General features: G+C 69.5%; 23 protein-coding genes. 13 read left to right on the top strand and 10 right to left on the bottom strand.

Annotation, left to right across the window (positions count from 1 at the left end; translation table 11 throughout):
- Window positions 1-4: 4 nt before the first annotated feature.
- Genes SYV04_RS14670 through SYV04_RS14650 form a run of 5 tightly spaced genes read right to left on the bottom strand, consistent with a single transcriptional unit; the run spans window position 5 to window position 7,609 of the window.
- Window positions 5-4,414 carry a pilus assembly protein gene (locus SYV04_RS14670; RefSeq protein WP_321546369.1) on the bottom strand — a complete coding sequence of 1,470 codons (4,410 nt, stop codon included), beginning with the start codon at window positions 4,412-4,414 and terminating at the stop codon, window positions 5-7.
- A 30-nt stretch (window positions 4,415-4,444) separates the two neighbouring features.
- A complete protein-coding gene (locus SYV04_RS14665; RefSeq protein WP_321546368.1) occupies window positions 4,445-4,921 on the bottom strand; it encodes a hypothetical protein in 477 nt (158 codons plus the stop codon).
- A 7-nt stretch (window positions 4,922-4,928) separates the two neighbouring features.
- Window positions 4,929-6,239, bottom strand: a complete 1,311-nt coding sequence (locus tag SYV04_RS14660) for a PilW family protein (RefSeq protein WP_321546367.1) — start codon at window positions 6,237-6,239, stop codon at window positions 4,929-4,931.
- 3 nt (window positions 6,240-6,242) lie between these two features.
- Window positions 6,243-6,803 (bottom strand): prepilin-type N-terminal cleavage/methylation domain-containing protein, encoded by a 561-nt coding sequence (locus SYV04_RS14655; RefSeq protein ID WP_321546366.1) that lies wholly within the window; start codon window positions 6,801-6,803, stop codon window positions 6,243-6,245.
- Window positions 6,804-6,814: 11 nt separating this feature from the next.
- The gene (locus SYV04_RS14650; protein ID WP_321546365.1) at window positions 6,815-7,609 is read right to left on the bottom strand and encodes a pilus assembly FimT family protein; all 795 of its coding nucleotides are present in this window, start codon (window positions 7,607-7,609) and stop codon (window positions 6,815-6,817) included.
- Window positions 7,610-7,877: 268 nt separating this feature from the next.
- On the opposite strand from SYV04_RS14650, the gene SYV04_RS14645 reads away from it, so the two are divergent.
- From SYV04_RS14645 to SYV04_RS14625, 5 genes are all read left to right on the top strand, one after another.
- Window positions 7,878-8,558, top strand: coding sequence for a DUF4336 domain-containing protein (locus SYV04_RS14645; RefSeq protein WP_321546364.1), 681 nt, complete (start codon window positions 7,878-7,880; stop codon window positions 8,556-8,558).
- Complete coding sequence (locus SYV04_RS14640) at window positions 8,533-9,207, top strand: TetR/AcrR family transcriptional regulator (protein ID WP_321546363.1); 675 nt, start codon at window positions 8,533-8,535, stop codon at window positions 9,205-9,207. The genes SYV04_RS14645 and SYV04_RS14640 overlap by 26 nt, the downstream gene beginning before the upstream one ends.
- Window positions 9,208-9,294: 87 nt before the next feature.
- Window positions 9,295-9,987, top strand: a complete 693-nt coding sequence (locus SYV04_RS14635; RefSeq protein ID WP_321546362.1) for an MXAN_6652 family MXYO-CTERM-anchored protein — start codon at window positions 9,295-9,297, stop codon at window positions 9,985-9,987.
- A gap of 247 nt (window positions 9,988-10,234) precedes the next feature.
- Window positions 10,235-10,963 carry an endonuclease/exonuclease/phosphatase family protein gene (locus SYV04_RS14630; protein ID WP_321546361.1) on the top strand — a complete coding sequence of 243 codons (729 nt, stop codon included), beginning with the start codon at window positions 10,235-10,237 and terminating at the stop codon, window positions 10,961-10,963.
- Window positions 10,964-11,092: 129 nt separating this feature from the next.
- Window positions 11,093-11,752: a YdcF family protein gene (locus tag SYV04_RS14625; protein ID WP_321546360.1), complete on the top strand. Its 660-nt coding sequence runs from the start codon at window positions 11,093-11,095 to the stop codon at window positions 11,750-11,752.
- On the opposite strand, the gene SYV04_RS14620 is transcribed toward SYV04_RS14625, so the two are convergent.
- Window positions 11,736-13,157: a trypsin-like peptidase domain-containing protein gene (locus tag SYV04_RS14620; RefSeq protein WP_321546359.1), complete on the bottom strand. Its 1,422-nt coding sequence runs from the start codon at window positions 13,155-13,157 to the stop codon at window positions 11,736-11,738. The two genes, SYV04_RS14625 and SYV04_RS14620, sit on opposite strands and share 17 nt — an antisense overlap.
- A 96-nt stretch (window positions 13,158-13,253) precedes the next feature.
- The gene (locus tag SYV04_RS14615) at window positions 13,254-13,757 is read right to left on the bottom strand and encodes a MarR family winged helix-turn-helix transcriptional regulator (protein ID WP_321546358.1); all 504 of its coding nucleotides are present in this window, start codon (window positions 13,755-13,757) and stop codon (window positions 13,254-13,256) included.
- A 56-nt stretch (window positions 13,758-13,813) separates the two neighbouring features.
- On the opposite strand from SYV04_RS14615, the gene modA reads away from it, so the two are divergent.
- From modA to SYV04_RS14575, 8 genes are all read left to right on the top strand, one after another.
- Window positions 13,814-14,569, top strand: a complete 756-nt coding sequence (gene modA / locus SYV04_RS14610) for a molybdate ABC transporter substrate-binding protein (RefSeq protein ID WP_321546357.1) — start codon at window positions 13,814-13,816, stop codon at window positions 14,567-14,569.
- The gene (gene modB, locus SYV04_RS14605; protein WP_321546559.1) at window positions 14,569-15,243 is read left to right on the top strand and encodes a molybdate ABC transporter permease subunit; all 675 of its coding nucleotides are present in this window, start codon (window positions 14,569-14,571) and stop codon (window positions 15,241-15,243) included. Before modA ends, modB begins: the two co-directional genes overlap by 1 nt.
- Window positions 15,240-16,301, top strand: coding sequence for a molybdenum ABC transporter ATP-binding protein (modC, locus tag SYV04_RS14600; RefSeq protein WP_321546356.1), 1,062 nt, complete (start codon window positions 15,240-15,242; stop codon window positions 16,299-16,301). The genes modB and modC overlap by 4 nt, the downstream gene beginning before the upstream one ends.
- A gap of 174 nt (window positions 16,302-16,475) precedes the next feature.
- Window positions 16,476-17,555: a type III polyketide synthase gene (locus tag SYV04_RS14595; protein WP_321546355.1), complete on the top strand. Its 1,080-nt coding sequence runs from the start codon at window positions 16,476-16,478 to the stop codon at window positions 17,553-17,555.
- The gene (locus SYV04_RS14590; protein WP_321546354.1) at window positions 17,549-18,124 is read left to right on the top strand and encodes an isoprenylcysteine carboxyl methyltransferase family protein; all 576 of its coding nucleotides are present in this window, start codon (window positions 17,549-17,551) and stop codon (window positions 18,122-18,124) included. The genes SYV04_RS14595 and SYV04_RS14590 overlap by 7 nt, the downstream gene beginning before the upstream one ends.
- Window positions 18,117-18,383: an acyl carrier protein gene (locus SYV04_RS14585; RefSeq protein ID WP_321546353.1), complete on the top strand. Its 267-nt coding sequence runs from the start codon at window positions 18,117-18,119 to the stop codon at window positions 18,381-18,383. The genes SYV04_RS14590 and SYV04_RS14585 overlap by 8 nt, the downstream gene beginning before the upstream one ends.
- The gene (locus SYV04_RS14580) at window positions 18,380-20,137 is read left to right on the top strand and encodes a fatty acyl-AMP ligase (RefSeq protein WP_321546352.1); all 1,758 of its coding nucleotides are present in this window, start codon (window positions 18,380-18,382) and stop codon (window positions 20,135-20,137) included. Before SYV04_RS14585 ends, SYV04_RS14580 begins: the two co-directional genes overlap by 4 nt.
- Entirely contained in the window at window positions 20,134-21,228 is a 1,095-nt protein-coding gene (locus SYV04_RS14575; RefSeq protein WP_321546351.1) for an NAD(P)/FAD-dependent oxidoreductase, read from the top strand. The genes SYV04_RS14580 and SYV04_RS14575 overlap by 4 nt, the downstream gene beginning before the upstream one ends.
- A gap of 8 nt (window positions 21,229-21,236) precedes the next feature.
- Here the strand turns inward: SYV04_RS14575 and SYV04_RS14570 are convergent, their stop codons facing one another.
- The 3 genes from SYV04_RS14570 to SYV04_RS14560 form a co-directional block, all read right to left on the bottom strand.
- Complete coding sequence (locus SYV04_RS14570) at window positions 21,237-22,388, bottom strand: ATP-binding protein (RefSeq protein ID WP_321546350.1); 1,152 nt, start codon at window positions 22,386-22,388, stop codon at window positions 21,237-21,239.
- Between the two features lie 3 nt (window positions 22,389-22,391).
- Window positions 22,392-23,879, bottom strand: a complete 1,488-nt coding sequence (locus SYV04_RS14565) for an ATPase domain-containing protein (protein ID WP_321546349.1) — start codon at window positions 23,877-23,879, stop codon at window positions 22,392-22,394.
- Between the two features lie 118 nt (window positions 23,880-23,997).
- On the bottom strand, window positions 23,998-26,832 hold the full coding sequence (locus tag SYV04_RS14560) for a polysaccharide deacetylase family protein (protein ID WP_321546348.1): 2,835 nt from the start codon (window positions 26,830-26,832) through the stop codon (window positions 23,998-24,000).
- Between the last annotated feature and the right edge of the window lie 121 nt (window positions 26,833-26,953).

Genomic DNA, 26,953 nt, shown 5'->3' with positions numbered 1-26,953 from the left:
GTGATTACTCGCAATTCCGACCCTCGTGGCGGCAGTCGTGGCCCTTGCGGTCGAGGACGATCTGGTACAGCGACTTCACGCCCTCTTCGGTCTTGGTGATGGGGGCATCGATGACGCCGTTGCTGCCGTTGTTGCCGCCACCGCCACCACCGCCGCCGCCACCGCCGCCGCCGCCGGACTCCTCGAGCCCAGGGCCGAGGCCGACCACCGTACGAATCAGCTGGCCGCCACCGACCGTCAGCTGCGTGGTGAACTCCGGCGCGCTGGCGACGCTGTTGAACTCGAGGAAGCGCGACCAGCTGTTGGTGTTCTGCGAGAAGAAGCTCACCGCGCAGTTGGCGCGACCCGTGGCGTAGTTGGCCTGGTAGATGCGCGACTTGTTGCTGCCCGTCGTCGAGCACACCGCGCCCGAGGTGCCGCTGGGCTCGAACGAGGCCCACAGCATGCAGCCGCTCACCAGCGTGCCGTTGTTGCCGGTGCCCTCGTCGCCGTTCTCGTACTCGATGAACCAGCCCTTGCCCGTGGACGGGGCCTCCGCCTGCGCGCCCTCTTCCACCTGGCCGTCCTCGTCGAACTGGCCCACGTTGATCAGCTGGCTGTCGGTGAAGTGCAGGGTGTCGTACGTGTTGGCCTGCGCGTTGTCATTGAAGGTACGGGTGGGGTCCACGCCGTAGGTCCACACGCCGTAGTAGCGGCGCGGGTAGGGCCGGTCGGGCTTGGTGAAGTTGATCACCGTCCACGTGTTGGCCGTCTCGCGGCAGCTCCACGTCGTGCTGTTACCATCGCAGGTGTACTGGATGGAGCCGTTGTTGTCGGCGAGGCAGCCGTTGTCCGGGTTGACGTCCCAGGTGAGGGTGGCCCGAGCGCCGCCGCAGGTGCTGCCCGTGGCGCCGCGGGTCGCGGTGCCGGAGGCGTAGTGGAAGTCCTCGAAGTTGGCGCTGGAGTTCCACGTGTTGGAGCCTCCACGCTCCACCGTCACCGAGGTGTTCACCTGGCAGCCCTGCGCCGCGCAGGCGTGCGGGTTGGACAGGCGGCACGCGCTGCCCTTGTCCAGCAGGTTCTCCTTGTCACCGGTACCCATGAAGGTGCGCAGGTAGCCGGTGTCGGGCTGGAAGGTGTTGGTGGTCATGTAGCTGAACGGCCCGCGAACCGCCTCGTCGTGGAGGCTGGTGCTGGGCTTCTCCACGCGGAAGGCGCGCGCGGCGAACCAGTTGTTGATGCGCTGGGTGCTGGTGTCCCAGGTGCCCGGCTTCCACATGCGCAGCATCCACAGCTGGCCGCCGTAGTCACCCACGGTGGCGCTGTCGAGCAGCAGGTCCGCGTCACGCGTCGGGTCGGTGCCCTCGCCGATGTCCAGCAGCGAGATGCCGGCGCCGACGGGGTAGCGCAGGTGCTGCGAGCGGTCCTGCCCGTCGCCGTTGAAGAAGCTCCACATCGTGTGGCCGGTGGTCAGGTCCACGATGGCCATGCCACGGCCACGGCTGTAGGCCTGGTCATAGCCGCCGTTGAGCGCCACCACCCAGCGCTCGCGCGCCTGGATGCCCTCCACGTCCCAGGGGGCGTCGGAGGGCCCACCCATGCCGACGAGCGACCGCAGGGCATCATCCGCGGCGGCGGTGAGGGCCACGGGGCCGATGGGAGGCGGGCGGGGAGAGAAGTTGCTGAAGCTCTGGCCCACCTGCAGCGCCAGCGGGTCGCACGGCTGCGGCCACATCCACAGGAAGTCGCCCGGGGCGTCGGGCTTCACGATGTTGGCCGGGACGTCCATGTTCTTGCCCAGCAGGCGCGTGAGGTCCAGGGCGAAGCGGTGCACACCGCCCCGGCCCGTGCCCACCACGGCCACGGTGCGGAACTCACCCTCCTGCTTGGCGCCGTCTTCCGCGCCGCCCACGCCGTCCAGCCACACCTCGCGCACCATCGGCGTGCCGTCCACGAAGTAGGCGTGCTTGCCCAGGTTGGGGCGCAGCTTGGGCAGCATGTCCGGAGGGACGAAGGCCCACAGCTCATCGCCCGTGCCCTCGTTGTAGGGGCGGATCTTCGTCAGCGGATCGCGCGGTCCCGTGGCTCGGCCGTTGTGGAAGGCGTGCAGCATGCCGCCGTTGGAGCCCACCAGGACGATCTTGTCCCGGTCTCCCTGGTTCTCCTCGTAGGTGTCATACGAGTCCCTGCCCGGCGTGCTGCCCGAGAACAGGGTGTAGGTACACTGGCTGGAGAAGTCACAGAAGATGCGCGGCATGGGCGGCTCCACGCTGATGGGCGAGGAGTGGAAGATGTCCTGCAGCAGGAACGGCCGGTCATAGTTGCGCAGGCTCGGGTCCGGGCTGAGCGCGTCGGCGCCCCGGTACCAGCGGATGATGACCTTGGCGCAGTCGAGGCGCGACAGGCTGCCCACGCCCAGCGTCGTCGCCAGGTCGTTGCAGGTGGTGGGGTTGTCGCTGATGCCCAGGTAGTCGGCCAGCTTGTCCGCGTTGGCCTCGTTGAAGGGGATGGGCGGATCCTGCTTGTCCAGCTTGTTATCGCCGTTGCTGTCGACGATGGTGTAGATGTTGCGCGTCAGCCAGCGCTGGGTGTTGTTGGCGGCGGGGTCACGCAACTTCTTGCCGGCCTCCCAGAAGGGCACCGCTTCCACGGTGGGCGTCAGCAGCTTGACGAACTCGCCCTCGTCATTCTCGATGACCGCCTGGCCCGTGGAGTCGATGAGGTGCGTGTCGTTGCAGTCGCCATCGTTGTTGAGGTCGCCCGTGCCGTTGGGCACGCAGTCCAGGAGTCGCTCGGGCCCGAGCTTGAAGCGGTAGAGGAAGCCCTGCCACGCGGAGGTCCGGTTGCGGCCCGGCTCGAAGCGCGGGATGAGGGCCGCGCCCGCCTCACGCACCTGCAGGGAGCTGGCCGAGGCGCTGGAGAAGGAGGTGGAGCGCGTCTGCACGCTGTTGATGATCTCCAGCAGCGCCTGCTTGAGGCTGGCCGAGTCCTCGGCGGTGTAATACAGGCCGTTGCCCACCTGCGCGGTGTGCTTGAGCAGGTTGCTGTTGATGCCGAAGCCCACCGTGTAGATGCTCAGCGACTGGACGCCGGCGGTGTTGAAGTCGCCCACCGTCGCGGGGCTGTTGCGCTGCAGGTCCTGGTTGGCCAGCATCTTGGCCACGTCATCCAGGTAGTAGTTGCCGTTGTCGTCGGTGTAGCTGGCGATGTTGCTGCCCCGGTCCCGGCCGCTGCCGCTGTTGGTGCCGCACCACGCGGCGTCCGGGCAGTAGACGGGGCCATTGTTGATCTGGCGCAGCTTGTTGACGACGGTGGCGTGGAGGGTGTCGCCGGAGGGCTCACCGTCCGTGATGATGACGATGGAGGAGTTCTGGCAGCCCCAGCACACGCTGCGGCCCTGCGCGGAGAGCGAGCCGTTGCGGAAGGTGTTCGGGAAGGTGTAGCCGGTGCCGAAGCCGAACACGTCGCGGTACACCCCGTCATCCGAGGTGAAGTAGTAGCCCACGTTGAGCAGCGAGCGCGCCAGCGGCGTGCCGGTGCTGAAGCCCAGGCTGTTGATGTCGTTGATGTAGCTGGCGCGGTTGCTGTCGAAGGCGCTGGCGTTGCTGAGGATCAGGTCGCACGAGGGGTTCTGCCGCTGGCGCAGCTGCGTGCTGGTGGAGTCGTTGGTGAAGATGCTGAAGCCAGCGCGCACCCGGCGCAGATCCTTGACGACCTGCTTGAGCACCGCCTTGGCGGTGACGTACTTGGGCGGGTTGAAGTTGAGGTAGCGGCCCCAGAAGATGAAGTCCGGGTTGGACAGGTCGCCGTTGTTGACGGCCTCGGCCTCGGGCAGCTTGTAGAAGCCCTTGGTGGTCAGGCACAGGATGCAGCGGCCGTAATCCGACGCGCGCGAGCCGTTCCAGTTGGGCACCTGCGACTGGCAGGCCTGTTCCTTCGAGTTCCACTGGGGCGTGGGGCTGCTGCTGTCGCCCCAGTACATGTAGCCGTAGAACTTGCTGTCCTGGAAGAGGTTGGGGAAGCCCGTGTCCGAGCCCAGCCCCGTGCCCATGTCCGGCACCGGGTACACGGTGCTGGCGGTCCAGCCGCGGCTGATGGAGAAGGCATCCAACCGCGCGTTGAAGCAGCCGTTGGTGGTGTTGTTGAAGAACTCGATGTGGTTGCTGTTGTTGAGCTGGGGCAGCTCACGCATCGAGCCCGAGGTATCGATGAGGAAGTGGATGTTGGGAGGAGCGCCTTCGGAGCTGAAGAAGCGCTCGTCGCCGGCCACGTCCTTGCCGCGCAACGCGTCCTGAATGATGGAGGTGGTGAGCTGACAGCAGGCGGCGGAGTCCTGGGCGGTGCCCAGTTTGCTCTGCGCCCAGGCGACACTGGCCACACCGAGCGCCAGAACGCCGGCGCTCAGGGGACGGAGGAAGGATTTCCAGGAGTGCATAGGGGGGGGTTCTCCTTGGGAACTCGAAGTCTACAACCCGACCTTGACAAGGAACTCGACCTCGCGCTCCGGGCTGCTCGGGTCGTTGGCGACTTCCTGGCACACGGCGGTGACGGCGTAGAACTTCACGGGCTGAGGGTTACCGGGCGTCTGGTCGATGGCCATGACGTTGATGTTGGCGTCCTGCACGGAGCTGGTCGTGTCGGTGACGGAGTTGACCGTCACGCGGCCGAAGTGGCCGGTGGCCACGCGGGCGCCGTTCATCTGCTCATCGAAGGTGACCGTCTCCACGCTGGTGGCCGGAATCATGCGCATGCGGGAGATGAAGAGGTTGCGCGCCGCCTGGATGCACGAGGACATCTGGTCCTCCTGCGTCTGCATGAGGGAGGCGGCTCGCTCGGTGCCGGTGAAGGAGATGGCGCCCGCCACCAACATGGTGATGAGCACCACGACGACCATGGCCAACACCAGCGCCATGCCTCGGGGGTGGGGAGTGAGGCGTTTCATGGGGTGTTCAACCTCCGCCCAGGGTGTTGGCGGTGAAGGAAACCGGGGGGAACTGAGAGTTCATCATCATGTTCTTGGGGGTGATCGACTCGCGCAGCAGCACCCGGTAGAAGCGGCGGCCCGAGGGGTTGAAGTCCTCGATGGCGGGCGTGCCCAGGTTCTCGAGCTGACGCCAGGGGATGGTGCCATTGGCCAGCGGAGCACCCTCGGTGGCCGTCAGCAGGTTGTCGCCCCGGATGTCCGGGTCGGCCACGGTGCTGCGCGACACCACCGTCAAGCGCACCTGGCGGATGTTGGCCGGGTGGTCCGCCATGCGCCGCGCATCGGTGAAGCGCACGGACGGGTCGAAGAACCAGTTGGTGAGCAGGGACGGGTCGATGCGCTCCCACTGCTCGCCATAGTAGTTGGGCGACAGCATCGGGTCGTCCGTCACGCCGCGCACGAGCGGCGCGGTGTCGTTGTTGGAGTTGAGGATGTAGGCCACCTGGAGCTGCTCGATGCCCTCGGCCACCGGGACCGAGTCGTTGACGTCGATGACGTTGTCTCCCTGCGGCTGCGTGTCGGTGGGCATGTCCAGCCCCTGGTGCATCATCAGATACGGGGTGCGCTCGGGAGTGCTCCCGAGGCCGTCGGCATCGAACATGGCCACGTAGAAGGCGGCGCGGCGGACCTTCACCACCTGGGTGCCGGGCGCGCTGAAGCAGGCCTCGGAGTCCAGCGAGGCCTGCTCGTGGAACAGCCGACCGGGAGCGCCGATGGGCGTGTTGACCGCGGAGGCCGGCATGGTCTGGTCCAGGGGGATGGTGGTTTCACCCACGGGCACGAAGTCGCGCACGGTGACGAAGGCGTGCTGGCGCGCCAGCGGGCAGAGCACCAGGAGGATCTGCCCCCTGCGCAGCGGCTCGCGCAGGCCTCGTTCGGCGCCCGGATCCGCGGGGTCCACTGGCAGCTGCTGCACGATGATCTGGTTGGAGTTGGCGGAGGCCACGTTGCGGCGGAAGAGCGTGTCGCGCCAGTGAATGACGACCGCGTCCGGGTAGCCCGGCACGGCGGAGTCGCTCTCCACGTCATAGGAGTCGTAGGCGAGCACGGCCCGGTCCGGGTTGACGCCATAGCCGGCGGTGCGAACGGCGCGGCCCATGAAGGCCAGGGCCTGGCGCGCGTTGGCCTGGATGGCGCGGCGGCTGGCGTGCGCCTGGTATTGCCGGGCCTGGGAGATGAAGGTCAGGCTGATGCCCAGCAGCACCACGGCGCCCACGGCGCCGCCGATGAGCAGCTCGACCAAGGTGAAGCCGCGAGAGCGGAGAGGGGGACGCATGGATCAGATCTCCAGGACGGCGTCGGGGTCGAGGGTGACGGAGGCCGGATCATACTTCACGGACCAGACGGTCACCTGACGGAAGCCGCCAGGGGTGGGGAAGCGCACCATGATGGCGATGCGGCGCGAGTCGAACACGGTCGGCTGCGAGGTGTTGGGGACGAGCTGGGAGCGCCAGGCGACCTGGTAGAAGTCGCCGCCGCCCTCGGACTTGATGATGGCGTCGGCGGCACCCAGGAAGGGGCGCACCGTGTCCAGGTCGATGGCCTCTTGCAGCGTGTAGAGCCCGTCGGGGTTGTTGAAGTCGCTGAACTGATCCGGGTTGTTGGCGGGCACGCCCGTGTTGCGGAGGAAGACGGGGTGGTTGAAGGGCAGCCGCTCGAAGGAGTCAGCGACATCGCGGGCGATCTTGCTGGCGATGGTCTGGCTGCGGGCCAGGTTGTTCTGCTGGCTGGCCAGCACGTTCATCTGCATGACGCCGACGATGCCGATGACGAAGACAGCCATGGCGGCCAGGGCCTCGATGATGCTGAAGCCGCGAGCGGAGGGACGCGAAGGGCTCATGGGCGGGTCTCCTAGAAGGTGCGAATGGCGCCCGCGGGGGCGGCGATGGTCAGCAGCCGGGGAATGAAGCCGGCCTCGTCGGTGGTGTTGGGCATGAAGGCGATGGTGCCGCCGGTGCTGTTGGGCTGTCCCGTGAGCACCTCGACGGTGCCATCGGCGTTGAAGCGGATGATGCCGTAGGTCCGGGAGCCGTTGGCGACACAGAAGGAGCAGCCGCCCAGCAGCTCGCGGGTGGGCTGGCTCGTGTCGCTCGGGTTGTAGTCGGGCGTGCTCAGCGGGATGGTGTTGAAGGGGCGAGGCAGCGGGCGGCGGATGCGCGGCGAGTCAAGGTCCAGGAAGGAGAAGCCGCCGGAGTCCGGGCCCGAGCCCGCCGTCAGCACCAGCCGATCGCGCACCGGAGCGGGCGCCAGCCCCACGGTGCCGTCGGGCAGGGTGCGCTCGAAGCTCAGGGCCACATCCGGGCCGTTGATCAGGTCCAGGGTGTTCCAGCCCGCATCGTCGATGGTGGGCGTCGCCGTGTCGGGGCGCTCGAGCAGGGTGATGCGCACGTGGCGAGGCTCACTCGGGTCGGGCGGCGTGGGGTCCTGGGATAGGACGACGAGGTGGGGCACCCCGTTGCTCATGGCCCGAAGCTGGGCGGCGGAGAAGATGGCCGCCACGTCGAACATGGCGTTGTTCACCCGCGCGCGCCCCGTGCCGTAGGACATGGCGGTGAAGGAGAGACCAGCCAGGATGGCGATGATGGCCACGGCGGTCATCAACTCGAGCAGCGTGAAGCCTCGGCGAAGTCGGGTGCGAGCGAGCAAGCGGATCCTCCGGCAGAGCCCCGGACGTTGCAAAGTCCAGCCCTGAACCCGGTGCCCGGTAAGCCTGCGGAAGCACGGGGATCACGCGCCGCCCGCACCGCCTCTTGCAGGGGTTTGCGCGTCGCAAACTTTGCACTCCGCAAACTTTGCGAGGCCCGCTCCCTCAGCGCCGCACATGTGGGGCACCTGTGTGTACGGCGGACGGATTGGCAATTTTTCTGACCTCCGGTTAGTTTTTCGATGCGAGGTCAGAGAACGAGGAGCCGCCATGTTGCGTCCGTTGAGCGAAGGTGTGTTTGTGAGAGAGGTGCCGTTCCGTACCGGAGGCATGGAGCTGGGCGGGCGGATGACGGTGATCCGGCTGCCGGACGGGGGCCTGTGGATCCACTCGCCGGTGCGCATGGACGCGGAGACGCGCGCGGCGGTGGATGCGCTGGGGCCGGTGCGCTTCCTCGTGGCGCCCAACGTGATGCACCACGTCCACCTGGGAGATTGGGCGGCGGCCTACCCGGCGGCGCGCGTGGTGGCACCGGCGGGCCTGCGCGCCAAGCGGCCGGATCTGCGCATCGATGGGGAGCTCACGGAGACGCCGGATCCGGGCTACGCGGCGGTGTTTACCCAACAGCGGATGCAGGGCATGCCCCGCCTGGACGAGTTCCTCTTCCTGCACCGCCCCAGCCGCACGCTGCTGGTGACGGATCTGGCGTTCCACATCCGCGAGTCCTCCTCGTGGCTCACGCGCACGTACCTGAAGCTGAACCGCACCTACGGAAAGCTGGCGCCGACGGTGCTGCTCAAGTCCCTGGTGAAGGACAAGGCCGCGCTGCGCACCTCGCTGGAGGGGGTGCTGGGCTGGGACTTCGAGCGGGTGGTGGTGTGTCACGGCGAGGTGCTCGAGCGCGGCGGGCGGGAGGCGCTGCGGGATGGCTTCGCGTGGCTCCAGGCGTGAGGGCCGTGGCCGGGAGCCCTCGGCGGAGCGGCAGGCGCGCAAGGAGCGGCGTCAGCAGGGCCGCCGGGCGGAGCTGCTCGTCGCCGCGCGTGCCGTGCTCGTGAAGGAGGGCGTGGCAGGGCTGACGATGGAGGCGGTGGCCGCCGCGGCGGATGTGAGCAAGCCGGCCGTCTTCTACTACTTCCGCTCGAAGGAGGAGCTGGTGGGGGCGCTCGCCGTGGAGCAGCTCGAGGCGGAGGTGCGGGTGCTGGAGGCGGCGGTGGCGGGCGCGGCGAGCGGCGTGGAGGCGCTGGCCGCGCTGGCGCGCGCCAAGGTGGATTTCTACGCGGAGGACCTGGATGCCTTCCGGGTGGCGTACCTCTGGCCGCAGCTCATCGGTCTGCCCGTGGAGCTTTTGCGCGAGCGTGTGTACCCGCTGAGCCAGCGGGTGAATGACGCGCTCGAGGCGCGGCTCAAGGAGGATGCGCGCGCGGGCCGGCTGGCGCCGGGCTTCGAGCCGCGACGCCTGGCCAACCTCGCGTGGACGACGGCTCATGGGCTGCTCGCGCTCGTGGCTGGGCTGGAGCGGGCGGGTGGCTCCACGCTCCACACCCTTCACCAGCTTCGAGACGAGGCGTGCGCGCTGCTGCTTCGAGCCGGAGTGGAATGATGCAGTGGGTCAAGAGTGTGTACGATTCGTGTGTCAGCACGATATGAAACAAAGGGCTTTTACTCCCCCGTTCATGTTGGAGGCTGAATGAAGTCGCGGCTCTTCTCTCTTGGCATTGTCGGCGTGGTGGCGGCGTGCTTCCTCGCTCCTTCGGCTCACGCCTACAATGCGGGCATCACTGACTACTCCGGCAAGACGGCGAACAAGACGTGCATGTCGGCCGGCTGCCATAGCAGCAACCCTTCCACCATCCCCACCGAGGTGACGTTGCTCGGCCCTGACAGCCTCGTCGCGGGCGCCACGGGCAACTACACGCTCGTCATCAAGGGTGGTCCCGCCAACAAGGCGGGCATGAACGTGGCGGTGAGCAACGGCGGCGGGACGCTCACTCCGGGTGGAACCGATCTGCAGGCCATCAGCAATGAGCTGACCCACAAGGGGGGAGCCAAGGCATTCGCCAACGGTGAGGTCCGGTTCGACTTCTCGCTGGTGGCGCCGACCAGCGCCCAGACGGTGACCCTCTACGCCAGTGGCAACTCGGTCAATGGCAACAGCCAGAACACCGGGGACAACGCGGCTTCGATCACCAAGGCCATCCAGGTGACGGGTGGAAGCACGGGCACGCCGGATGCCGGCACGGGCAATCCGGACGCGGGCTCGGGCGGCGGCGATGGGGATGAGGACGACGACGACGGCGGGGGTTGCTCCGCCGCCGGTGGCGCGCCCATGGTGCTGCTGCTCGCCCTGGTCGCCGCGCACATGCGTCGCCGCCGCGACTGAGTGAGGACCCCTCGGGAAGGCTCCGAGGCTCCTGCCCGGCTGCTCCGCGGCCGGGCCTGGGGAGGGGACGCGACAGGAGTGCAAGGCTGGCCCTAGCATCGCGCCCCCCTTGATGCGTCCTCTCCGTCTCCTCTTCGCTCTCTGTTTCACGCTCTCCCTCGCGTGCGCCTCCTCCCGTGGCGTGAGCCCCCGCTCCGCCCCGGTCGAGGAGGTGGCCGTTCCTCGTGGCGAGGGGGAGCTTCGCGTGATGACCTTCAACATCCAGTCCGGGGTTCGTGGGCTGGAGGGCGTGGCAGAGGTCATTCGTCAGGCCCGGCCCGACATCGTGGCGCTGCAGGAGGTCGATCGCGGCAGCCGACGGGCGCAGGGGCAGGACCAGGCGGCGGTGCTCGCCGAGCGGACGGGCCTGATGTACCAGGCCCACTTCCGCACCACCGACCTCTTTGGAGGTGCCTACGGCATCGCGTTGCTGTCCCGCTTCCCCGTGGAGGCGCTGGCCCAGTACCCGCTGCCCGTGCCGCGTGGCGCCGAGCCCCGCACCGTCGTCCATGCGGTGATGCAGGTGGGCGGACGCGAGGTGAGCATCTACCTCACGCACCTCATCCGGCAGCCCTTCAACAGCGATATCCGCATGCGCCAGAGCGCGATCATCACCGCGCTGCTCGCGAAGGACTCCCGGCCCAAGCTCCTCATGGGAGACCTCAACGACGGGCCGGACTCGCGCACGGTGCGGCTGCTGCGGCGCGACCTCACGGACGTCTTCGCCGCCAGCGGGCAGGGGGCCGAGGGCACCTATCCGCTGCCGCTGCCGTTCTCTCCCGCGCTGCGCATCGACTATGTGCTCGCCAGCGAGGCCTTCGTGCCGCTGCGCAGCCAGGTGCTGCGCGTGGCGGCGTCGGACCACTACCCCGTGATCGCGGATGTGCGGCTGAAGGAGGCTCCCGAGGAGCCGCTGGTGCGTGGCGCGGCCCCCTGAGCTCAGCTCGACCCAGGCCCCTGTCCGCTCACCCTCGGGAAGCGGCTCGCACCCGGGGTGCGTCGGCTGGCGGCTCGCGCGCGTGAGCGGGAGTGGAGGACCCGACACGGTTGGCCTACCCTGAGCGCCATGTGGCTCTCGGCCCTCAGAGCGCGGCTCGGCTCCGCCCAGCGACCGCTGCTGGCGCTGGTGGGCGTGCTCACCTGCGGCGTGTTCGGCCTGGCGTGGCGCGTGGACCGGTTCGGACAGCGCGAGCGGGCCACGCCAGCGGACGCCCTGGTGGTGCTGGGGGCGCGCGTGTTGCCGGGCGGCGTGCCTTCCGGAGCGCTGCAGGCGCGGGTGGAGAAGGCGGTGGAGCTCTACCAGCAAGGCGTCGCACCCCGGCTCGTCTTCTCCGGTGGCGTCGGCGTGAATCCTCCGTCCGAGGCCCAGGTCATGCGCGCGCTGGCGGTGCGGCTCGGCGTCCCCTCCGAGGCGTGTGTCCTGGAGGAGCAGAGCCACTCCACCGAGCAGAACGCGCGCTACAGCGCCCGATTGCTGCGCGAGCTGGGCGCCCGCCGCGTGGTGGTGGTCTCGGACCCGTACCACCTGCTGCGCGCGCGCCAGTACTTCCGGCTCCAGGGCCTCGAGGTCGCCACCAGCCCCGCGCTGCTCACCGAGCGAAACCTCGATACGGTGGACCGCTTCTACTGGACCGTGCGCGAGGCCATCGCCCTGTTGCTGCACCCCCGTGTGCTGCTCGCTTCTCCTCCCTCGGAGGAGGCCGGCACGGCTAATCGGGGAGCGTGAGCGCTCGCAGCGCCCGGGTGTCCTCCACCTGGACGCGCAGCAGCAGCACGCTGCCGGGCGCCGCCTCGCGCAGCGTGCGCACGAAGTCCGCCGCTCCTCGCACGGGCTTCTGGTTGGCCTCCACCACCACCATCCCCGGCATCAGCCCGGCGCGCTCGGCCGCGGAGCCTGGCAGCACGTTCGTGATGAGCGCACCTCGCGGTACGCCCTGCGCGCTCAGCCTCGGTGCCACGTCGCTCACGCCGAGCCCCACCCGCTGCTGGGATTCCTCCTCCGTGTGCGGCACCCCGCGCGTGGCCAGGCCCTCGAGGTCCGGCCGCGTCCCCAGCGTCACCTGGCGCTCGTGCTTCTTCCCTTCTCGGTAGAGCTCGAGCCGCACCTCCGTGCCGGGCCGCATCAGTCCCACCGCGCGCGTGAGCGAGCCCGCCGAGGTGATGGGCTTCTCGTTCAGGAACACGATGACGTCATCCGGCTCCAGGCCCGCCTTGGCGGACGGAGTTCCCTCCTCCACGCTCACCACGATGGCGCCGCTGCGCACTGTCAGCCCCAGCGCCTCGGCCAGCGCCGGCGTCAGGTCCTGCGCTCCGAGCCCGAGCCAGCCACGGGTGACGGCGCCCTCCTTCTCCAATTGGGGCAGCAGCACCTGCACCAGGTTGCTGGGCACCGCGAAGCCGATGCCCGTGCCTCCTCCCGCGATCGCCGTGTTGATGCCGATCACCTCGCCCTTCATGTTGAAGAGCGGGCCCCCCGAGTTGCCCGGGTTGATGGCCGCGTCGGTCTGCAGGAAGTCGTCATATGGACCCGCCTGGATGTCACGCGCCTTCGCCGAGAGGATGCCCAGGCTCACGCTGGAGGCCAGGCCAAAAGGGTTGCCGATGGCCAGCACCCAGTCGCCCACGCGCATGGCGTCCGAGTCTCCCAGCTTCACCACCGGCAGCTCCTTCACGTTCTGCCCTCGCAGGCGCAGCAGGGCCACGTCCGTCAGCGGATCCGTTCCCAGCAGCTCGGCCGGGAACTGGCGGCCGTCCAGGAGTTGCACCTGGATCTCCACGGCGTTCTCCACCACGTGGTTGTTGGTGAGCACCAGCCCCGTCGGATCAATGATGAAGCCCGAGCCGAGGCCACGGCGCTCGCCCTGCCAGGGGGGCGTTCCCCGGCGCGGGACTCCGCTCGCGCGGACCTCCACGTTCACCACGGCGGCCCGGACCGACTCCGTCAGCGGAGCCAGTGAGCCAAGCGCCTCGATGGGGGAGGGCAGCGTTACCTCCCGCGAGGTGTGGCCCGTCTCCGAGCTGGCGGGGACCTCGGGCTTCGATTCGTTGGGGGGCGACTCCTTCCCACAGCTCACCAGGGCCAGCGCCGCCAACAGCAGCGCGCTCACCCGACTGGACATTCGTGCCTTCATCGCGCTCCTTTCCCTTCTCCGGATAAGGCAGCGCGGACGCGGCGCAAGGTGGCTGGGGGTAGGAGAGGTGGGGCCGCAGAGGGAGCGAGTGGGCGCTCAGAGCGACTTCTCGCGCGTCCCCTCCGCCGCTGCCTCGGAGGGCGAGTCCAGCCGCCGGGTGATCTTCTCGATGATGCGGAAGAGCGCCTCGCGGTCCCCGCCATCCAGCAGTCCCAGCACCTGTCCCACCGCCTCGAGCAGGAAGCCATCGAGCTTCTGGTAGGTCTCCTGCCCTGCGGGCGTCAGGCGGCAATGCACCACCCGGCGATCGCCGGTGATGCGCTCGCGCTGGACGTGGCCCTCGCGCTCCAGGCGATCCACCACGCCCGTGACGGTCTTCTCGGTCACTCCCAGCCGCCGGGCCAGCTCGCCCATGGTGAGCGCGCCGTCGCGCCCCAGCCACAGCAGCGCGTGGACCTGGGGCGGGGTGAACTGGAGCTCCTCGCAGACGCTGGCGATGGGGTCACGGAGCGAGTGACGCCGGCCCATCGCGAACAGCAACTCCTGGAGCCGCGAGGCATCGCCGGTGAGGTCTTCCTCGATAGGGATATTCCGTGACACGGAATTTTGATTTATCGGGCACCCCGATGCGGGTCAATGGATTCAAGGAGCCCCTCTTGCGCACACCTCTGCTTGCTCTCTTGCTTACCTTTGCCTTCCCAGCCTCCGCCGCCGAGCGGGTGCTGGTATTTGCCGCAGCAAGCACCACGGATGCGCTCCAGGAGATCGGCCGCGCCTACACGCAAGAGCATGGGGCCACCGTGGAGTTTGCCTTTGGCGCCTCCAGCGACCTGGCGCGGCAGGCGGTGGCGGGCGCTCCCGCGGATGCCTTCCTCTCGGCCGATGTGGCGAAGATGGATCAGGTGGAGAAGGCCGGGCTGCTCCAGCCAGGCACGCGGGCGGACCTGCTCTCCAATCAGTTGGTGGTCGTGGTGCCGGTGGACTCGAAGCGGAAGGTGGCCTCCGCGGCCGACCTGCGCGGGGTGAAGCGGCTGGCGCTGGCGGATCCGGCGGCGGTGCCCGCGGGTCTCTATGCCAAGGCGTGGCTGGAGCGGACGGGCGTCTGGAAGGAGCTGGAGCCCCAGGTGGTGCCTTTGTTGGATGTGCGCGCGGCGCTCACCGCCGTGGAGGCCGGCCGGGTGGATGCCGGGGTGGTCTACGCCACGGATGCGGCGATGTCGAAGCGCGTGCGTGTGGTGTTCTCCGTTTCCGAGAAAGAGGGGCCGCGCATCGTCTACCCCGTGGCCGCCTTGTCGAAGGGCAAGGCCTCGGAGGGGGGCCAGACCTTCGTGCGCTTCCTTCAGGGGGACATCGCGCGGCGCATCTTCGAGCGCCATGGCTTCACCGTGCTGGCGGGGAAGCCCTCGCCGTGATGGAGGGCGAGCTTTCACTCGTCCTTTTCTCGTTGGCGGTGGCCGCGCTGGCCACCGTGCTCATCCTGCCGGCCGGAGTGGCGGTGGCCTATGGCCTGTCTCGGTGGGAGGGCGCCGGCAAGGGCTTCGTCGAGACGCTGCTGGTGCTTCCGCTGGTGCTTCCGCCCACGGCGGTGGGGCTGGTGCTGCTGGAGTTGCTCGCGCGCAACGGGCCGCTGGGGCGTGTGCTGGACTCGCTCGACATCGAGGTGGTCTTCACGCCCAAGGCCGTGGTGCTGGCCAGCGCGGTGATGGCCTTTCCGCTCCTGGTGCGCTCGGCGCGCGCGGGCTTCGAGGAGGTCGATCCTCGGCTGGTGGCGGTGGCGCGCACGCTGGGTGACTCGCGCGCGCGGGCCTTCTTCCGCGTGACGCTGCCGCTGGCCTGGCGCGGGCTGCTCACCGGTACGTTGCTCGCCTTCTCGCGCGCCCTGGGAGAGTTCGGCGCCACGGTGCTGGTTGCGGGCAACATCCCCGGGCGCACCCAGACACTGGCGCTCGCCATCTTCCACCGTACCCAGCTCGGGCAGGACGCGGAGGCGCTGCGGCTGGCGGGCGTGGCCACCTTCATCGCCTTCGCCGCCATCTTCACCACCGAGGTCCTGGCGCGCCGACGGGGCGCACGGGTCCGCGCATGATGGAGGTATCCCTGAGACTGCCGCTGGCGCGCTTCACCCTGGAGGTGGAGGTGCGCTTCTCCTCCGCGTCGGTGGCGGTGATGGGGCGCTCCGGCTCGGGGAAGACGTCGCTGCTGGAGACGCTGGCGGGGCTGCGTCGCGGCGCGCGGGGACGGCTGGAGGTGGGCGGCCGCGTGTTGATGGACTCGATGGCGGGCGTGGAGGTGCCTCCCGAGGCGCGGTGCATGGGCTACGTGCCCCAGGACTCGTTGCTCTTTCCCCACCTCACCGCGCGGGAGAACATCCGCTTCGGCGTGCGCAAGGGGCGGCCCTCGCGCGTGGAGGAGGCGGTGGCCCTGCTGGAGCTGGAGCCGCTGCTGCACCGCTACCCGGCCACGCTCTCGGGCGGGGAGCGGCAGCGCGTGGCGCTCGCGCGGGCCCTGGCGACGGATCCGGCGCTGCTGCTGCTGGATGAGCCGTTGGCCGCGCTGGACGTGGCCCTCAAGGAGCGGGTGCTGCCCTACCTGCTGCGCATCCGGGACGAGGCGCGGGTGCCGCTGCTCTACGTCACCCATCAGCTCGGCGAGGCGCGGGTGCTGGCCCAGGAAGCGCTGCTGCTGGAGGCGGGCCGCGTGCGAGCGGTGGGCCCCGCGGACCGGGTGTTCGGCGGCGCGGCGCGTGGGGTGCTGGGGCTGGAGGGAGAGGAGAACATCCTGGAGGGCGTGCTGGAGCGGCCGGCGGGAGGCGGGCTGCGCCTGCGCGTCTCCGAGGGCCTGGGCCTCTGGGTGCCGGAGGGCCCGGAGCTGAGCACGGGGGCGCGTGCCGCCTATGCGGTGCTCGCCGAGGACATCCTTCTGTCCATGGCGCCGCTTACCGGTGTCTCCGCGCGCAACGTGCTGGAGGGCGCCGTGTCCCGCGTGGAGGAGGCTGGCGTGGCGGACCGTGTCCTCATGGTGGAGGTGGCCGGCGTGCCGCTCGCCGTGCGGGTCACCGACGCGGCCGTGCGCGAGCTGGGCGTGGTGGTCGGCTCGCGCGTGTTCCTGGCGGTGAAGAGCTCCGCGTGCCGACGCCTGCGGTGAGGCGCGGCTGTTCGCCACGGGAAAGTCTCGCGTCAGGTGTCGGCTGAAGGAACTCGCTCTGTCATCCGTGTGACAATGCGCCGCTGGGGGCGTCAGGGGGGCTCCAATGCACCCTTCCCCGGTCGCTTCCGCCGCGTTCCTTGGTTAAGGCGAGAGTTCTCTGGAAGGAGCTTCATGCACAGCCTACCCACGCAGGCCCCCGCTCCCTTCATCCGCGCCGTTGGACGCGGCCTGCCGTCGCACTACGTGCCCCAGGAGCAGCTCATCAGCGCCTTCCGCGCCCTGTGGGCCACCAAGCACTTCAACCTCGAGCGGTTGGAGGATCTCCACCGCGCGGTGAACGTCTCCGGGCGCTTCCTGGCCGTGCCCGTCGACCAGTACCCTTCGATGGTCACCTTCCAGCAACGCAATGACGCGTGGATCCGCGTCGCGACCGAGCTGGGCGAGAAGGTGGTGCGCGAGGCGCTGGACAAGGCGGGGCTCACTCCGCGCGACGTGGACCACATCTTCTTCGTCACCGTGACGGGCCTGGCCACGCCCAGCATCGAGGCGCGGCTGACCAACCGGCTGGGCTTTCGCAATGACATCAAGCGCACGCCCATCTTCGGGTTGGGGTGCGTGGCGGGCGCGGCGGGCACGGCGCGGGCCGCCGACTACCTGCGCGGCTTTCCTGGCCACACCGCGCTCGTGCTCTCCGTGGAGCTGTGCTCGCTCACGCTCCAGCGCGAGGACCTGTCCATCCCCAACATCATCGCCTCGGGCCTCTTCGGAGATGGGGCCGCGTGCGTGGTGATGCAGGGGGCGGAGGCGAAGTCCAAGGGGCCTCGCGTGGTGGCCTCGCAGGCGGTGTTCTACCCGGACACCGAGCGCATCATGGGGTGGGATGTCGTCGACACCGGCTTCAAGGTGGTGCTGTCGGCCAAGGTGCCTCAGCTCGTGAGTGACCACATCCGCCGCAACGTGGATGACTTCCTCGCTCCGCATGGGCTGAAGCGCTCGGACATCCGGCACTGGGTGGCGCACACCGGTGGCCCCAAGGTGCTGCAGTCCTTCGAGGACAGCCTGGAGCTGCCCAAGAATGCCCTGGCCCGCTCGTGGAATTCGCTCAACGAGGTGGGCAACCTCTCCTCGGCCTCCGTGCTCTTCGTGCTCAGCGAGATGCTGGACTCCCAGGAGGCCAAGCCCGGGGACTGGGGCGTGATGATGGCGATGGGGCCGGGCTTCTGCGCCGAGCTGGTGCTGCTGCGATGGTGAGCGCGACGCAGGCGGTGTTCCTCGGGTTCATGGGGCTGCTCATCTGCGAGCGGCTCGTGGAGCTGTGGCTGTCCAAGCGCAACGCGGCCCGGGCCTTCGCGCGCGGCGGCGTCGAGCGGGGGCAGGGCCACTACCGGGTGATGGTGGTCTTTCACACCCTGTTCCTCTTCGCGTGCGTGGCGGAGGTGTTCCTCCTGAGGCGTCCGTTTCCCGGAGCCTGGGGGTGGGTGGCGCTCGGCGCGGCGGTGCTCGCGCAGGGCCTGCGCTACTGGGCCATCGCCACGCTCGGGGACCGGTGGAACTCGCGCATCATCGTCGTGCCGGACCTGGCTCCCGTCACGGGCGGGCCGTATCGCTTCCTGCGTCACCCCAACTACGTGGCCGTGGTGCTGGAGTTGCTCGCCGTGCCGCTCATTCATGGCGCGTGGCTGACGGCCGTGGTCTTCACCGTGGGCAACGCGGCCCTGCTCTTCGTGCGCATCCGCGCCGAGGAGGCCGCGCTCGGCATGGGGTATGCGCGGGCCTTCGAGGGTCGTCCTCGGTTCATCCCGGAGGTGCGCCGTGGCTGATCTGGAAGTCGAGGTGGTGGCGGAGATCCGCCGCATCCTCGTCGAGGAGCTGGAGTGGAAGGGGGCGGTGGAGCCCTCGCAGGAGCTGCTTCGTGATTTGCAGCTCGACAGCCTGGGGCTGACGGTGCTCGCCGTGGGGCTGGAGAACCGCTTCCGGGTGAAGCTGTCCGAGGAGGATGGCGCGGGCATTCACACCGTGAAGGACCTGGCGAGCCTGGTGGTGACGCGCGTGGTGGCCACGCCGGAGGAGCCGCGATGAAGGGGCCCGCGCTGCCGCAGGTGAAGCACGCCACCGTCACGGAGATGCTCGCCGCCACGGCGCGCACGGAGCTGGGGCTCATCTTCGTGGACGCCTCCGAGCGGGAGACGCCCATGCCGTGGGCGGACGTGTACCGCCGGGCTCAGCGCACCGCCGCCGGGTTGCGGCGCCTGGGCGTGGGGGAGGGGGACCGGGTGGCGATTCTCCTGCCCACCTCTCCGGGCTTCATGGATGCGTTCTTCGGCGCGCTGCTGGCCGGTGCGGTGCCCGTGCCGCTCTACCCGCCGGTGCGGCTGGGACGGCTCGAGGAGTACCACCGCTCCACCGCGCGGATGCTGGAGGTGACGGGCGCGGCGGTGGTGCTCACCGACTTGAAGGTGAAGCTGCTGCTGGGACCCTCGGTGGAGGCAGCTCGGCCGAGGCTCGGCTGTCGGACCGTGGAGGAGGTGTCTCGCGGCGAGGAGGCGCTGGCGGTGGCCGTGTCGCCTCAGGCGCTGGGCCTCATCCAGTTCTCCTCGGGCTCGACGGTGGACCCCAAGCCCGTGGCGCTCACCCATGCGGCGTTGATGGCGCAGCTGGCCGCGCTGCAGGCCGCCAGCCCCGTGGCGCCGGGCATACCCGCGGTGGGCGTGTCCTGGCTGCCGCTGTACCACGACATGGGGCTCATCGGCTGTCTGCTCTCGGCGCTGTACTACCCGGGCAGCATGGTGCTGATCCCTCCCGAGGTGTTCCTCGCCCGGCCCGCGCTGTGGCTGCGCGCCCTCTCGCGCCACAAGGCCTTCATCTCTCCCGCGCCCAACTTCGCCTACGGCCTGTGCCTCAAGCGCGTGAAGGACGAGGAACTCCAAGGCGTGGACCTCTCGGCGTGGCGCCACGCGCTCAATGGCGCCGAGCCCGTGTCCCTGGAGACGCTGCGCCGCTTCGTGGAGCGCTTCGGGCGGTTTGGCTTCTCCGCCGGCGCGCTGCGGCCGGTGTACGGTCTGTCCGAGGCCTCGTTGGCTGTCACCTTCCCGCCGGGCGGCCGAGGGCCTCGGTCGTTGGAGGTGGACATGGGCGTGCTGGCCCGCGAGGGGCGGGTGGTGGAAGGCTCTCGCGCCCTCGTGTCCGTGGGCAGCCCCGTGGCCGGCTTCGAGGTCGAGGTGCGCGATGAGCTGGGCCATGCGCTGGCCGAGCGGCACGTGGGGCGCGTCTTCGCGCGCGGGCCTTCGTTGATGAAGGAGTACTTCGGTGACGCGGCGGCCACGGCGCGGTCGCTGGATTCCGATGGCTGGCTGGACACCGGAGACCTGGGCTTCGTGGCGGACGGCGAGCTGTACCTCACCGGCCGCGCGAAGGACCTGGTCATCATTCGTGGGGCGAACCACGCGCCCCAGGCCTTCGAGGAGTGCTTGCAGCGGGTGGACGGGGTGCGTGCCGGCTGCGCGGTGGCGCTCGGCTTCACGCCAGAGGGGAGCGAGGACGAGGCGCTCTTGCTGCTCGCCGAGCGCGCCGGGTTGGAGGGGGAGGACGCGGCGGTGGAGGAGCGGGTTCGCGCGGCGGTGGTGGAGAGCACGGGTATTCGTCCGCACACCGTGCGGATGCTGGACCCCGGGACGTTGCCCCGCACCTCTAGCGGCAAGCTGCGCCGGACCGAGGCGCTGCGGCGCTATCTGAGCGGCGAGCTGAAGCCTCCGAAGAAGGTGGGCGCGGTGGGGCTCGCGGTGGAGATGGCCAAGAGCGCGCTGGCCTTCGTCCGCTCGGAGCAGGAGGGATGAAGCGGTACGACGTCGCCATCGCTGGCGGCGGGCCCGCGGGGCTGGCGGTGGCCATCACCGCGGCGCGGCGGGGGTTGAGCACGGTGGTGGTGGAGCGCTCCAGCGTGCCGGCGGACAAGGCGTGCGGCGAGGGGCTGATGCCCTCGGGCCTGGAGGTGCTGGAGCGGCTCGGCGCGCGGACCTTGCTGGACAGCGGCGACTGCTCGCCCTTCGTGGGCATTCGCTACGTGCAGGAGGATGGCAGCACGGCGGAGGGACTGCTGCCCGCGCCGGGCGGGCTGGGCGTTCGGCGGGTGGCGCTGTCGTTGGCGCTGAGCGCGCGGGCGCGAGAGGTGGGAGTGGAGCTGCGGGAGCGCACGGCGGTGGTGAGCCATCGGCGCGTAAGCGAAGGCGTGGAGTTGGAGACACCTCAGGGCCTCGTGGCGGCGCGCTTCCTCGTGGCGGCGGATGGGCTGGGCTCTCCGCTGCGGCGGGCGGAGGGGCTGGAGGTGGCGGTGAGCGGTCCTCGGCGCTTCGGGCTGCGGCGGCACTTCAAGGTGAAGCCGTGGACGCCCTACGTGGAGGTCCACTTCGCCCACGGCGTGGAGGCGTATGTAACTCCGGCCGGAGCCGAGCGCGTGGGGCTTGCCTTCCTCTGGGAGGATGGCGGACTGGAGCACGTCTCCTTCGATGCGCTGCTCGCTCGCTTCCCGTCGCTGGCGGAGCGGTTGAGCGCGGCGGAGCCAGACTCGAAGGCGCGCGGCGCGGGGCCGCTGGAGCGGGTGGCTCGGGCGCGGGTGGCGGACCGCTTCGCGCTGGTCGGGGACGCGGCCGGGTACGTGGACGCGGTGACGGGGGAGGGGCTCTCGTTGGCCTTCACCTGTGCCGAGGCGCTGGGACAGCTCCTGCCGGATGCGCTGGTAAAGGGCGCCACGCGCGAGACGCTGCTGCCCTATGAGCGGGTCTTCCAGCAGACCTTCCGCAAGTATGCGTGGATGGCGCGCGCGCTGCTCGTGCTGGCCCGACGCCCGAGGCTGCGCAGGCCCGTGGTGCGTTGGCTGGGCCATCAGCCCTGGCTCTTCGAGCGCATCCTCGCCTTCGTCGTGAAGTAACTCCGCTGCTATGGCTTGGGAGGCTGCCTCGGCAGGCGCACCGTGAAGAGGGTGCCCTCTTCCTGCGTGGAGCGCACGTCGATGGTGCCTTGGTGCGCCTCCACCACGTTGCGGACGATGTAGAGCCCCAGCCCGACACTGCGCTCCGTTCTGCCCACCTCGGTGGCTCCCCGCTGCATGGGCTCGAACAGGCGCAAGCGCGTCTCTTCCGTGATGGGGTCTCCCGTGTTGCGCACCTCGAGCGTCACCCAGTCGCCCACCCCGCGCGTCACCACCGTCACGGGTGTCCCCTCCGGGCTGTATTTCATCGCGTTCGAGAGCAGGTTGGTGAGCACCTGGGCCATGCGGTCGCTGTCCCAATGGCCTTGTGCGTCCCCCTCATGCCGCGCCTGGAGCTCCCGCTCGGGGTAGTTCATCTGCACCTCGTCCACCACCTGGCGGGTGAGCTCGTGCAGGTTCAGCGGCTGGGGCTTCACGGGAATGCTCCCTCCCAGCCGCGCCTGGGTGAAGTCCAGCAGGTCGCGCACCATGCGGGTGGCCCGCTCGGTGGAGCTCTGGATGCGAACGGCGGCCTTGGTGGTGCGCGCGTCGAGATCCTCCCGCCGCATCAGCGTGGTGGCGGTCAGGTGGATGGCGTTCAGGGGGTTTCTCAAGTCATGGCTGACGATGCCGATGAGCTGCTGCTCGAAGTCAGCCCGGTGGCGCGCGGATTCCTCCTGCTGCTCCAGGGCGAGCTGGGTCTGCCGGGCCATGTACTGCCGGCCGCGGGCGCGCAAGGCCGCCCTCATCGCCGTCACCAGCGTGGGCACGCGCATGGGGCGCTCCACGAACGTCACGTTGCCCAGGACTTCGAGCATCTGCTGCATCCGCGTCGTGGCCGCCACGCTCTCGATGGTGGCCGCGAAGATGACGACCGGAAGATCCGACCACGAGGGTTGCCGCTGGAGGCACTCCGAGAGATGGCCCTGCCCCTGGGGAGAGAGTGCCTCTTCGGCCAGCAACACCGCGCCGGCTCCCACCTCCAAGGCCTCGCAGAGCGCGAGGATGTCCCGGCAAGGCTCGGCGGCGAGGCCCGCCTTGTTCAGCACCTCGCAGGCCAGGGCCGCGTCCCGCCCGGTGGGGGCGAGGACGAGGATGCGCTGCTCGTGCGTACCCACCACGGCCTATGCCTGCTCTTTCAGCAGGGCCTGGTCCTGCCCGATGTAGGAAGGCGTGCCGGTGAGGATGCCCCGGAAGCCCGTGAGCGGCGGGCCGACATGGACGCCATCCGAGTCGACCTGGAACTCGCGGATGGTGTCCTCGTGCGTGCCCGTTCGCTTCTTCAGCACGGAGAGCGCCTTGCGCACCTTGCCGGCCGCCTCGAAGAAGCGGAACAGCATCACGGTGTCCGCCAGGTAGGTGATGTCGACGGGGGCTTGCATGCTCCCCACCAGCCCGTGCTGCGCCACCACCAGCAGCGTGGAGACGCCTTGCTGCGCCAGGTAGGTGAGCAGCTCGTGCATCTGGATGATGAGGTGACGCTCGTCGGGCATCGCCATCAGGTAGCCGTTGAGGCTGTCGATGATGACGACGCGCGCCCCGGATTGCTCAACGGCCTGGCGGACGAGGTGAGCGAACTCTCCCGGGGAGAGCTCGGCTGGGTCCACCTGCCGCAAGGAGAGACGGCCCTCGGCGGCGGCTTGCTCGAGCCGCAGGCCCATGCCGGAAGCCCGCGCGAAGAAGGTGCTGATGTTCTCGTCGAAGGTGAAGATCGCCACGTGCTCCTGGCGCTGCACCGCCGAGGCGATGTACTGCGCGGCGAGGCTGGACTTTCCCGTCCCCGCCGGCCCCAGCAGGAGGGTGCTGGAGCCGCGTTCGATTCCTCCGCCGAGCAGGGCGTCCAGCTCGGGCACGCCGCTGGGCAGCTTCTCGCGCGTGAAGTCCTTGTGGTGCTCCAACGCCACCAGTCGGGGGAAGACCTGGAGCCCGTTCTTCATGATGCAGTAGTCATGCTTGCCGCTGCGGATGTCGACGCCCCGCAGCTTCACCACCTCGAGCCGCCGCCGCGTCGCCCCGTACTCGGGCGACAGCTTCTCCAGGGCGATGACGCCATGGGCGAGGCTCTGCAGCTGCAGGTCTCCGCCGTTGGCCGTCCCATCATCCAGGAACAGGACGGTGCTGTTGCGGCCGGCGAAGTGTTGCTTGAGCGCGAGGATCTGCCGGCGGTAGCGCAGCGAGTCGCCCGCCAGCAGCCGCATCTCGGAGAGCGAGTCGAAGACGACGCGCAGGGGCCGGGTCCGCTCCACCAGGTCCAGCACCTTGGTGATGGTCTCGTGGAGCTCCACTTCGGCGGGGTGGAAGAGGGTGTTCTGCTGCTGCGCCTGGAGCATCTCCTCGAGCGAGGAGAGCTGGTGCAGGACGAGGCCGTCCAACGCCCAGCCGTGAGAGGAGGCCACGGCTCGCAGCTCCTCCTCCGTCTCGGAGAGGGTGACGTAGAGGCCCCGCTCGCCCAGGCGCTGGCCTTCCAGGAGGAACTGGAGCCCGAGCGTCGTCTTGCCCACCCCGGGTTCTCCCTGCAGCAGGTAGATGCGCTTGCGGGGAAGGCCTCCTCGGAGGATGGCATCGAGCCCCGCGACGCCGGTTGCCGCGAGTTCGGATGTGGGGTTGGACACTGCGGCTCCTTGCGTGGCGGGGTGGGTATAGGTCCACTCTGGCTCATTCGAGCCGCTCATCAATGGCTAACAGCCATGAGGCCCACTTCAGTGTCGAAAGCCTGTCAGGCAGGCGAGCTTACGGGCGCAGCTCCGCCAGCTTGGCCTTCACGGCCCCCGAGGCCGGCCCCGCGGGCAGCAGCTCCAGGTAGCGCGCGTACGCCTTCGCCGCGTCGGCGGTGCGGCCGAGCTTGTCGTAGGCGTCTCCCAGGTTGGGGTAGGCCACGGCCCGGCCCGCGTCCAGGGCGACGGTCTTCTCCAGCCACTTCGCCGCCTCCTCGTACTCGCCCACCTTGAAGAGGACAAAGCCCACGTTGTTGGCGGCCTGCGCGTTGGTGGCATCCAGCACGGCGGCGGTCTTGAACTCGGCGAGCGCCTCCGCGTAGCGCTTCTCCCGGTAGAGCGTCAGGCCCTGGTCGTTGTGCTGACGGGCCAGTTGCGCGGGCGCCAGGCTCGGGGCCACCAGCGCGGGGGTGCCCCCGTCGTCCAGCTTCGCCAGCTGGCTGCGGGCCTCCGCCAACTGCTTCGCCAGCGCCTGGTTGCGCTGCTGCTTCTCGGCGATCGCCTGGCGCACCTTGTCCAGCTCCGCGTTGAGCCGGATGGCCTCCGCGTCGAGCTGCTCGGAGGACTCGGTGAGGAACTCCCCGTCGTGGTTGAGCTGGAGGATGAACTCGCCGCCCTCGCTGCCCACCATGCTCCCGAAGGCCGGCGTCTGCCGCGACAGCGAGGACACCGTGGGCCCCACGTATGCCGCCAGCTCCGAGGCGGTGACGAAGCCGTCCGTGTTCAGGTCCGCCTTGCCCTCCATGCCCTGCAGCAGCGTCCACGTGAAGATGGAGTGCCCGTTGGGCCCCTGGTCCGCCACCTGCTCGTCCGCGCCACCCGCCGTGAGCACCTGCCGCGTGCTCCGCCGCGTCATCTCCTGGAGGTACTTGCGCACGTCGCCGCCCGGGGCCCCGCCGCGCGTGAGCGCCAGCCCGCTGTAGCACGCGTCCATCACGAAGAAGACGTGCTTGGCGGGGATGGCCTCGCTGATGTCCTGGAAGTTGGTCATCGAGATGGCCTGGCTCTGGTAGTTGCTCGTGTCCGCGTCGACCGGGACGATGTAGCCCAGGCTCTTGCCGTTGGGCAGCTTGCGCGTCACCCCGTGGCCCGCGAAGAAGACGAACACCCGATCGTCCCGGTGCACCTTGTCGGGGTTGGAGAGCACGTCGCCCAGCGCCGAGAGGATCTTCTCGCGCGTGGCCTCGCCATCCAGCAGCACCTGGATGTTCTCCGGCTTGAAGCGGTACTTGCTCACCAGCATCTCGCGCACGCCCTCGGCGTCATTCACCGCGTACGAGAGCTTGGGCCACTTCTGGTACGCGTTGATGCCGATGACCACCGCGAAGCTCTCGCGGTACAGGCTCGTCTCCGAGGGGGTGGGGGCGGGCGTGGGCGCGATGATGCTCCGGGTGCCGCCGTCCTCCGTGGCCTCGCCGAGGACGTTTGTGCCATCCCAGAGGACGAACTGGTAGCCGCGCGCCTGCAGCGTCTCCAGGATGAGCGGCAGCGCCTCCACCGACTGGCTGTGGACGTCGTGCAGGAGGATGACGCCGCGCCCGTACTTGTCCACCTCCTGCACCACGCGGTTGGCGATGGAGGTGGGGATGGGATCGCTCCAGTCCAGCGAGTCCACGTTCCACAGGAACGCCTTCATGCCGCGCTCGGTGAGCGCCGTCTGCACGCGCGCGTTGAAGGCGCCGTAGGGCGGCCGGAAGAGCTGCACCGGCGTGCCGGACACCTGCTCGATGATGAGCTTGGAGTTGTCGATCTCCTGCGTCAGCCGCTCCTCGCTCAGCTTCGGCAGGAAGGCGTGCGTGAGCGAGTGGTTGGCCAGCAGGTGCCCCCCTTGGATGATCTTCTCCGTGGAGGCGGAGGCGGAGGTCCGCTTGAGCGTGGTGCCCGCATCGGTGCCCTTGCTCTTGGCGGGCACGGCGACGTTCTGGCCCACCTCGAAGAAGATGGACTTCACCTTGTACTTCTCGAGGATGCCGAGGATGGCGGCCGTGTGGCGCGGGTGCGGACCGTCGTCGAAGGTGAGCACCAGCGTCTTGTCCGGCAGCGACTGGCCGGTGAGCATGAACGCGTGCTCCTTGCGAGGCCCCTTGCCGCGCATGCCCTCGTTGAGTGACTGCAGCGAGTCCTCGAAGGCCTTGAGGATGGAGTCGCGCGTGAAGAGCGTCTTCAGGAAGGCCAGGTACGACTCCCAGGCCTCGCGGCGCACCGTCATGCCGCGCGTCTCGTAGCGGCCGAAGATCTCCTTCAGCTCCTTCTCGTAGAGCGACTGGATCTCCTGGAGCGCCTTCTGGTCCTCCTCGATGCGGGTGAGCAGCGGGGCCTTCCAGGCCGGGGACTGCGGCAGCGACTCGATGGCCGCGCGCAGGTCCGCCACCGTGTCCTTGAAGGCGAGCTTGTCGCCGTCTCGCAGCTCGGGGGAGTTCTCCAGCCGCTCGAGGAACGCGGTGATGCCCGGAGGCGGAGCGGCGCTGCTGGCCGCCGCGGTCAGCTCCTCGCCGAACTGCTCGCCGAGCTCCTCCAGCGCGTGCCGGTTCTGCTCGAAGATCATCCGGCCAGCGACGGCCACCTTGTCCCGGGTCTCGTCATCGAGCGTGGCCGAGTCCGCGGCCAGGACGATGTTCTGCCGGTAGCGGGTGACGATCTCCGCCATGTCCGTGGCCAGGGTGGCGGGCGCCGTGAGCACGGGCGCCGGGGGCGCGGCGGGCGTGGGCGTGGAGGACGCCGCAGCGGGCGGAGTCGACGCCGGAGGAGCGGAGGCCGTGCCCTTACAGGACGCGAGGAGGCCCGCGGCGGCGAGCGCGAGGAGGCTCGCCCCGAAGCGGAGGGAACGGGGGAAGGCGAAGGTGTTGTGCATGCGACGGAAGGGGCTCCGGCCGCGAAGAATGCCGGGTGGCGACAGGGACGCCAAGTCGCACAGTGTGTGGTGGTGGCGCACAGGGGGCGTGGCCCGCATCCTTATATATGCGGGAACGCTC

This window comes from Hyalangium ruber (assembly GCF_034259325.1).
In the GTDB taxonomy this organism is placed as follows: Bacteria; Myxococcota; Myxococcia; order Myxococcales; family Myxococcaceae; genus Hyalangium_A; species Hyalangium_A rubrum.
Note: the sequence above shows the minus strand (reverse complement) of the source record. Positions and strands in the feature narration are given on the sequence as shown.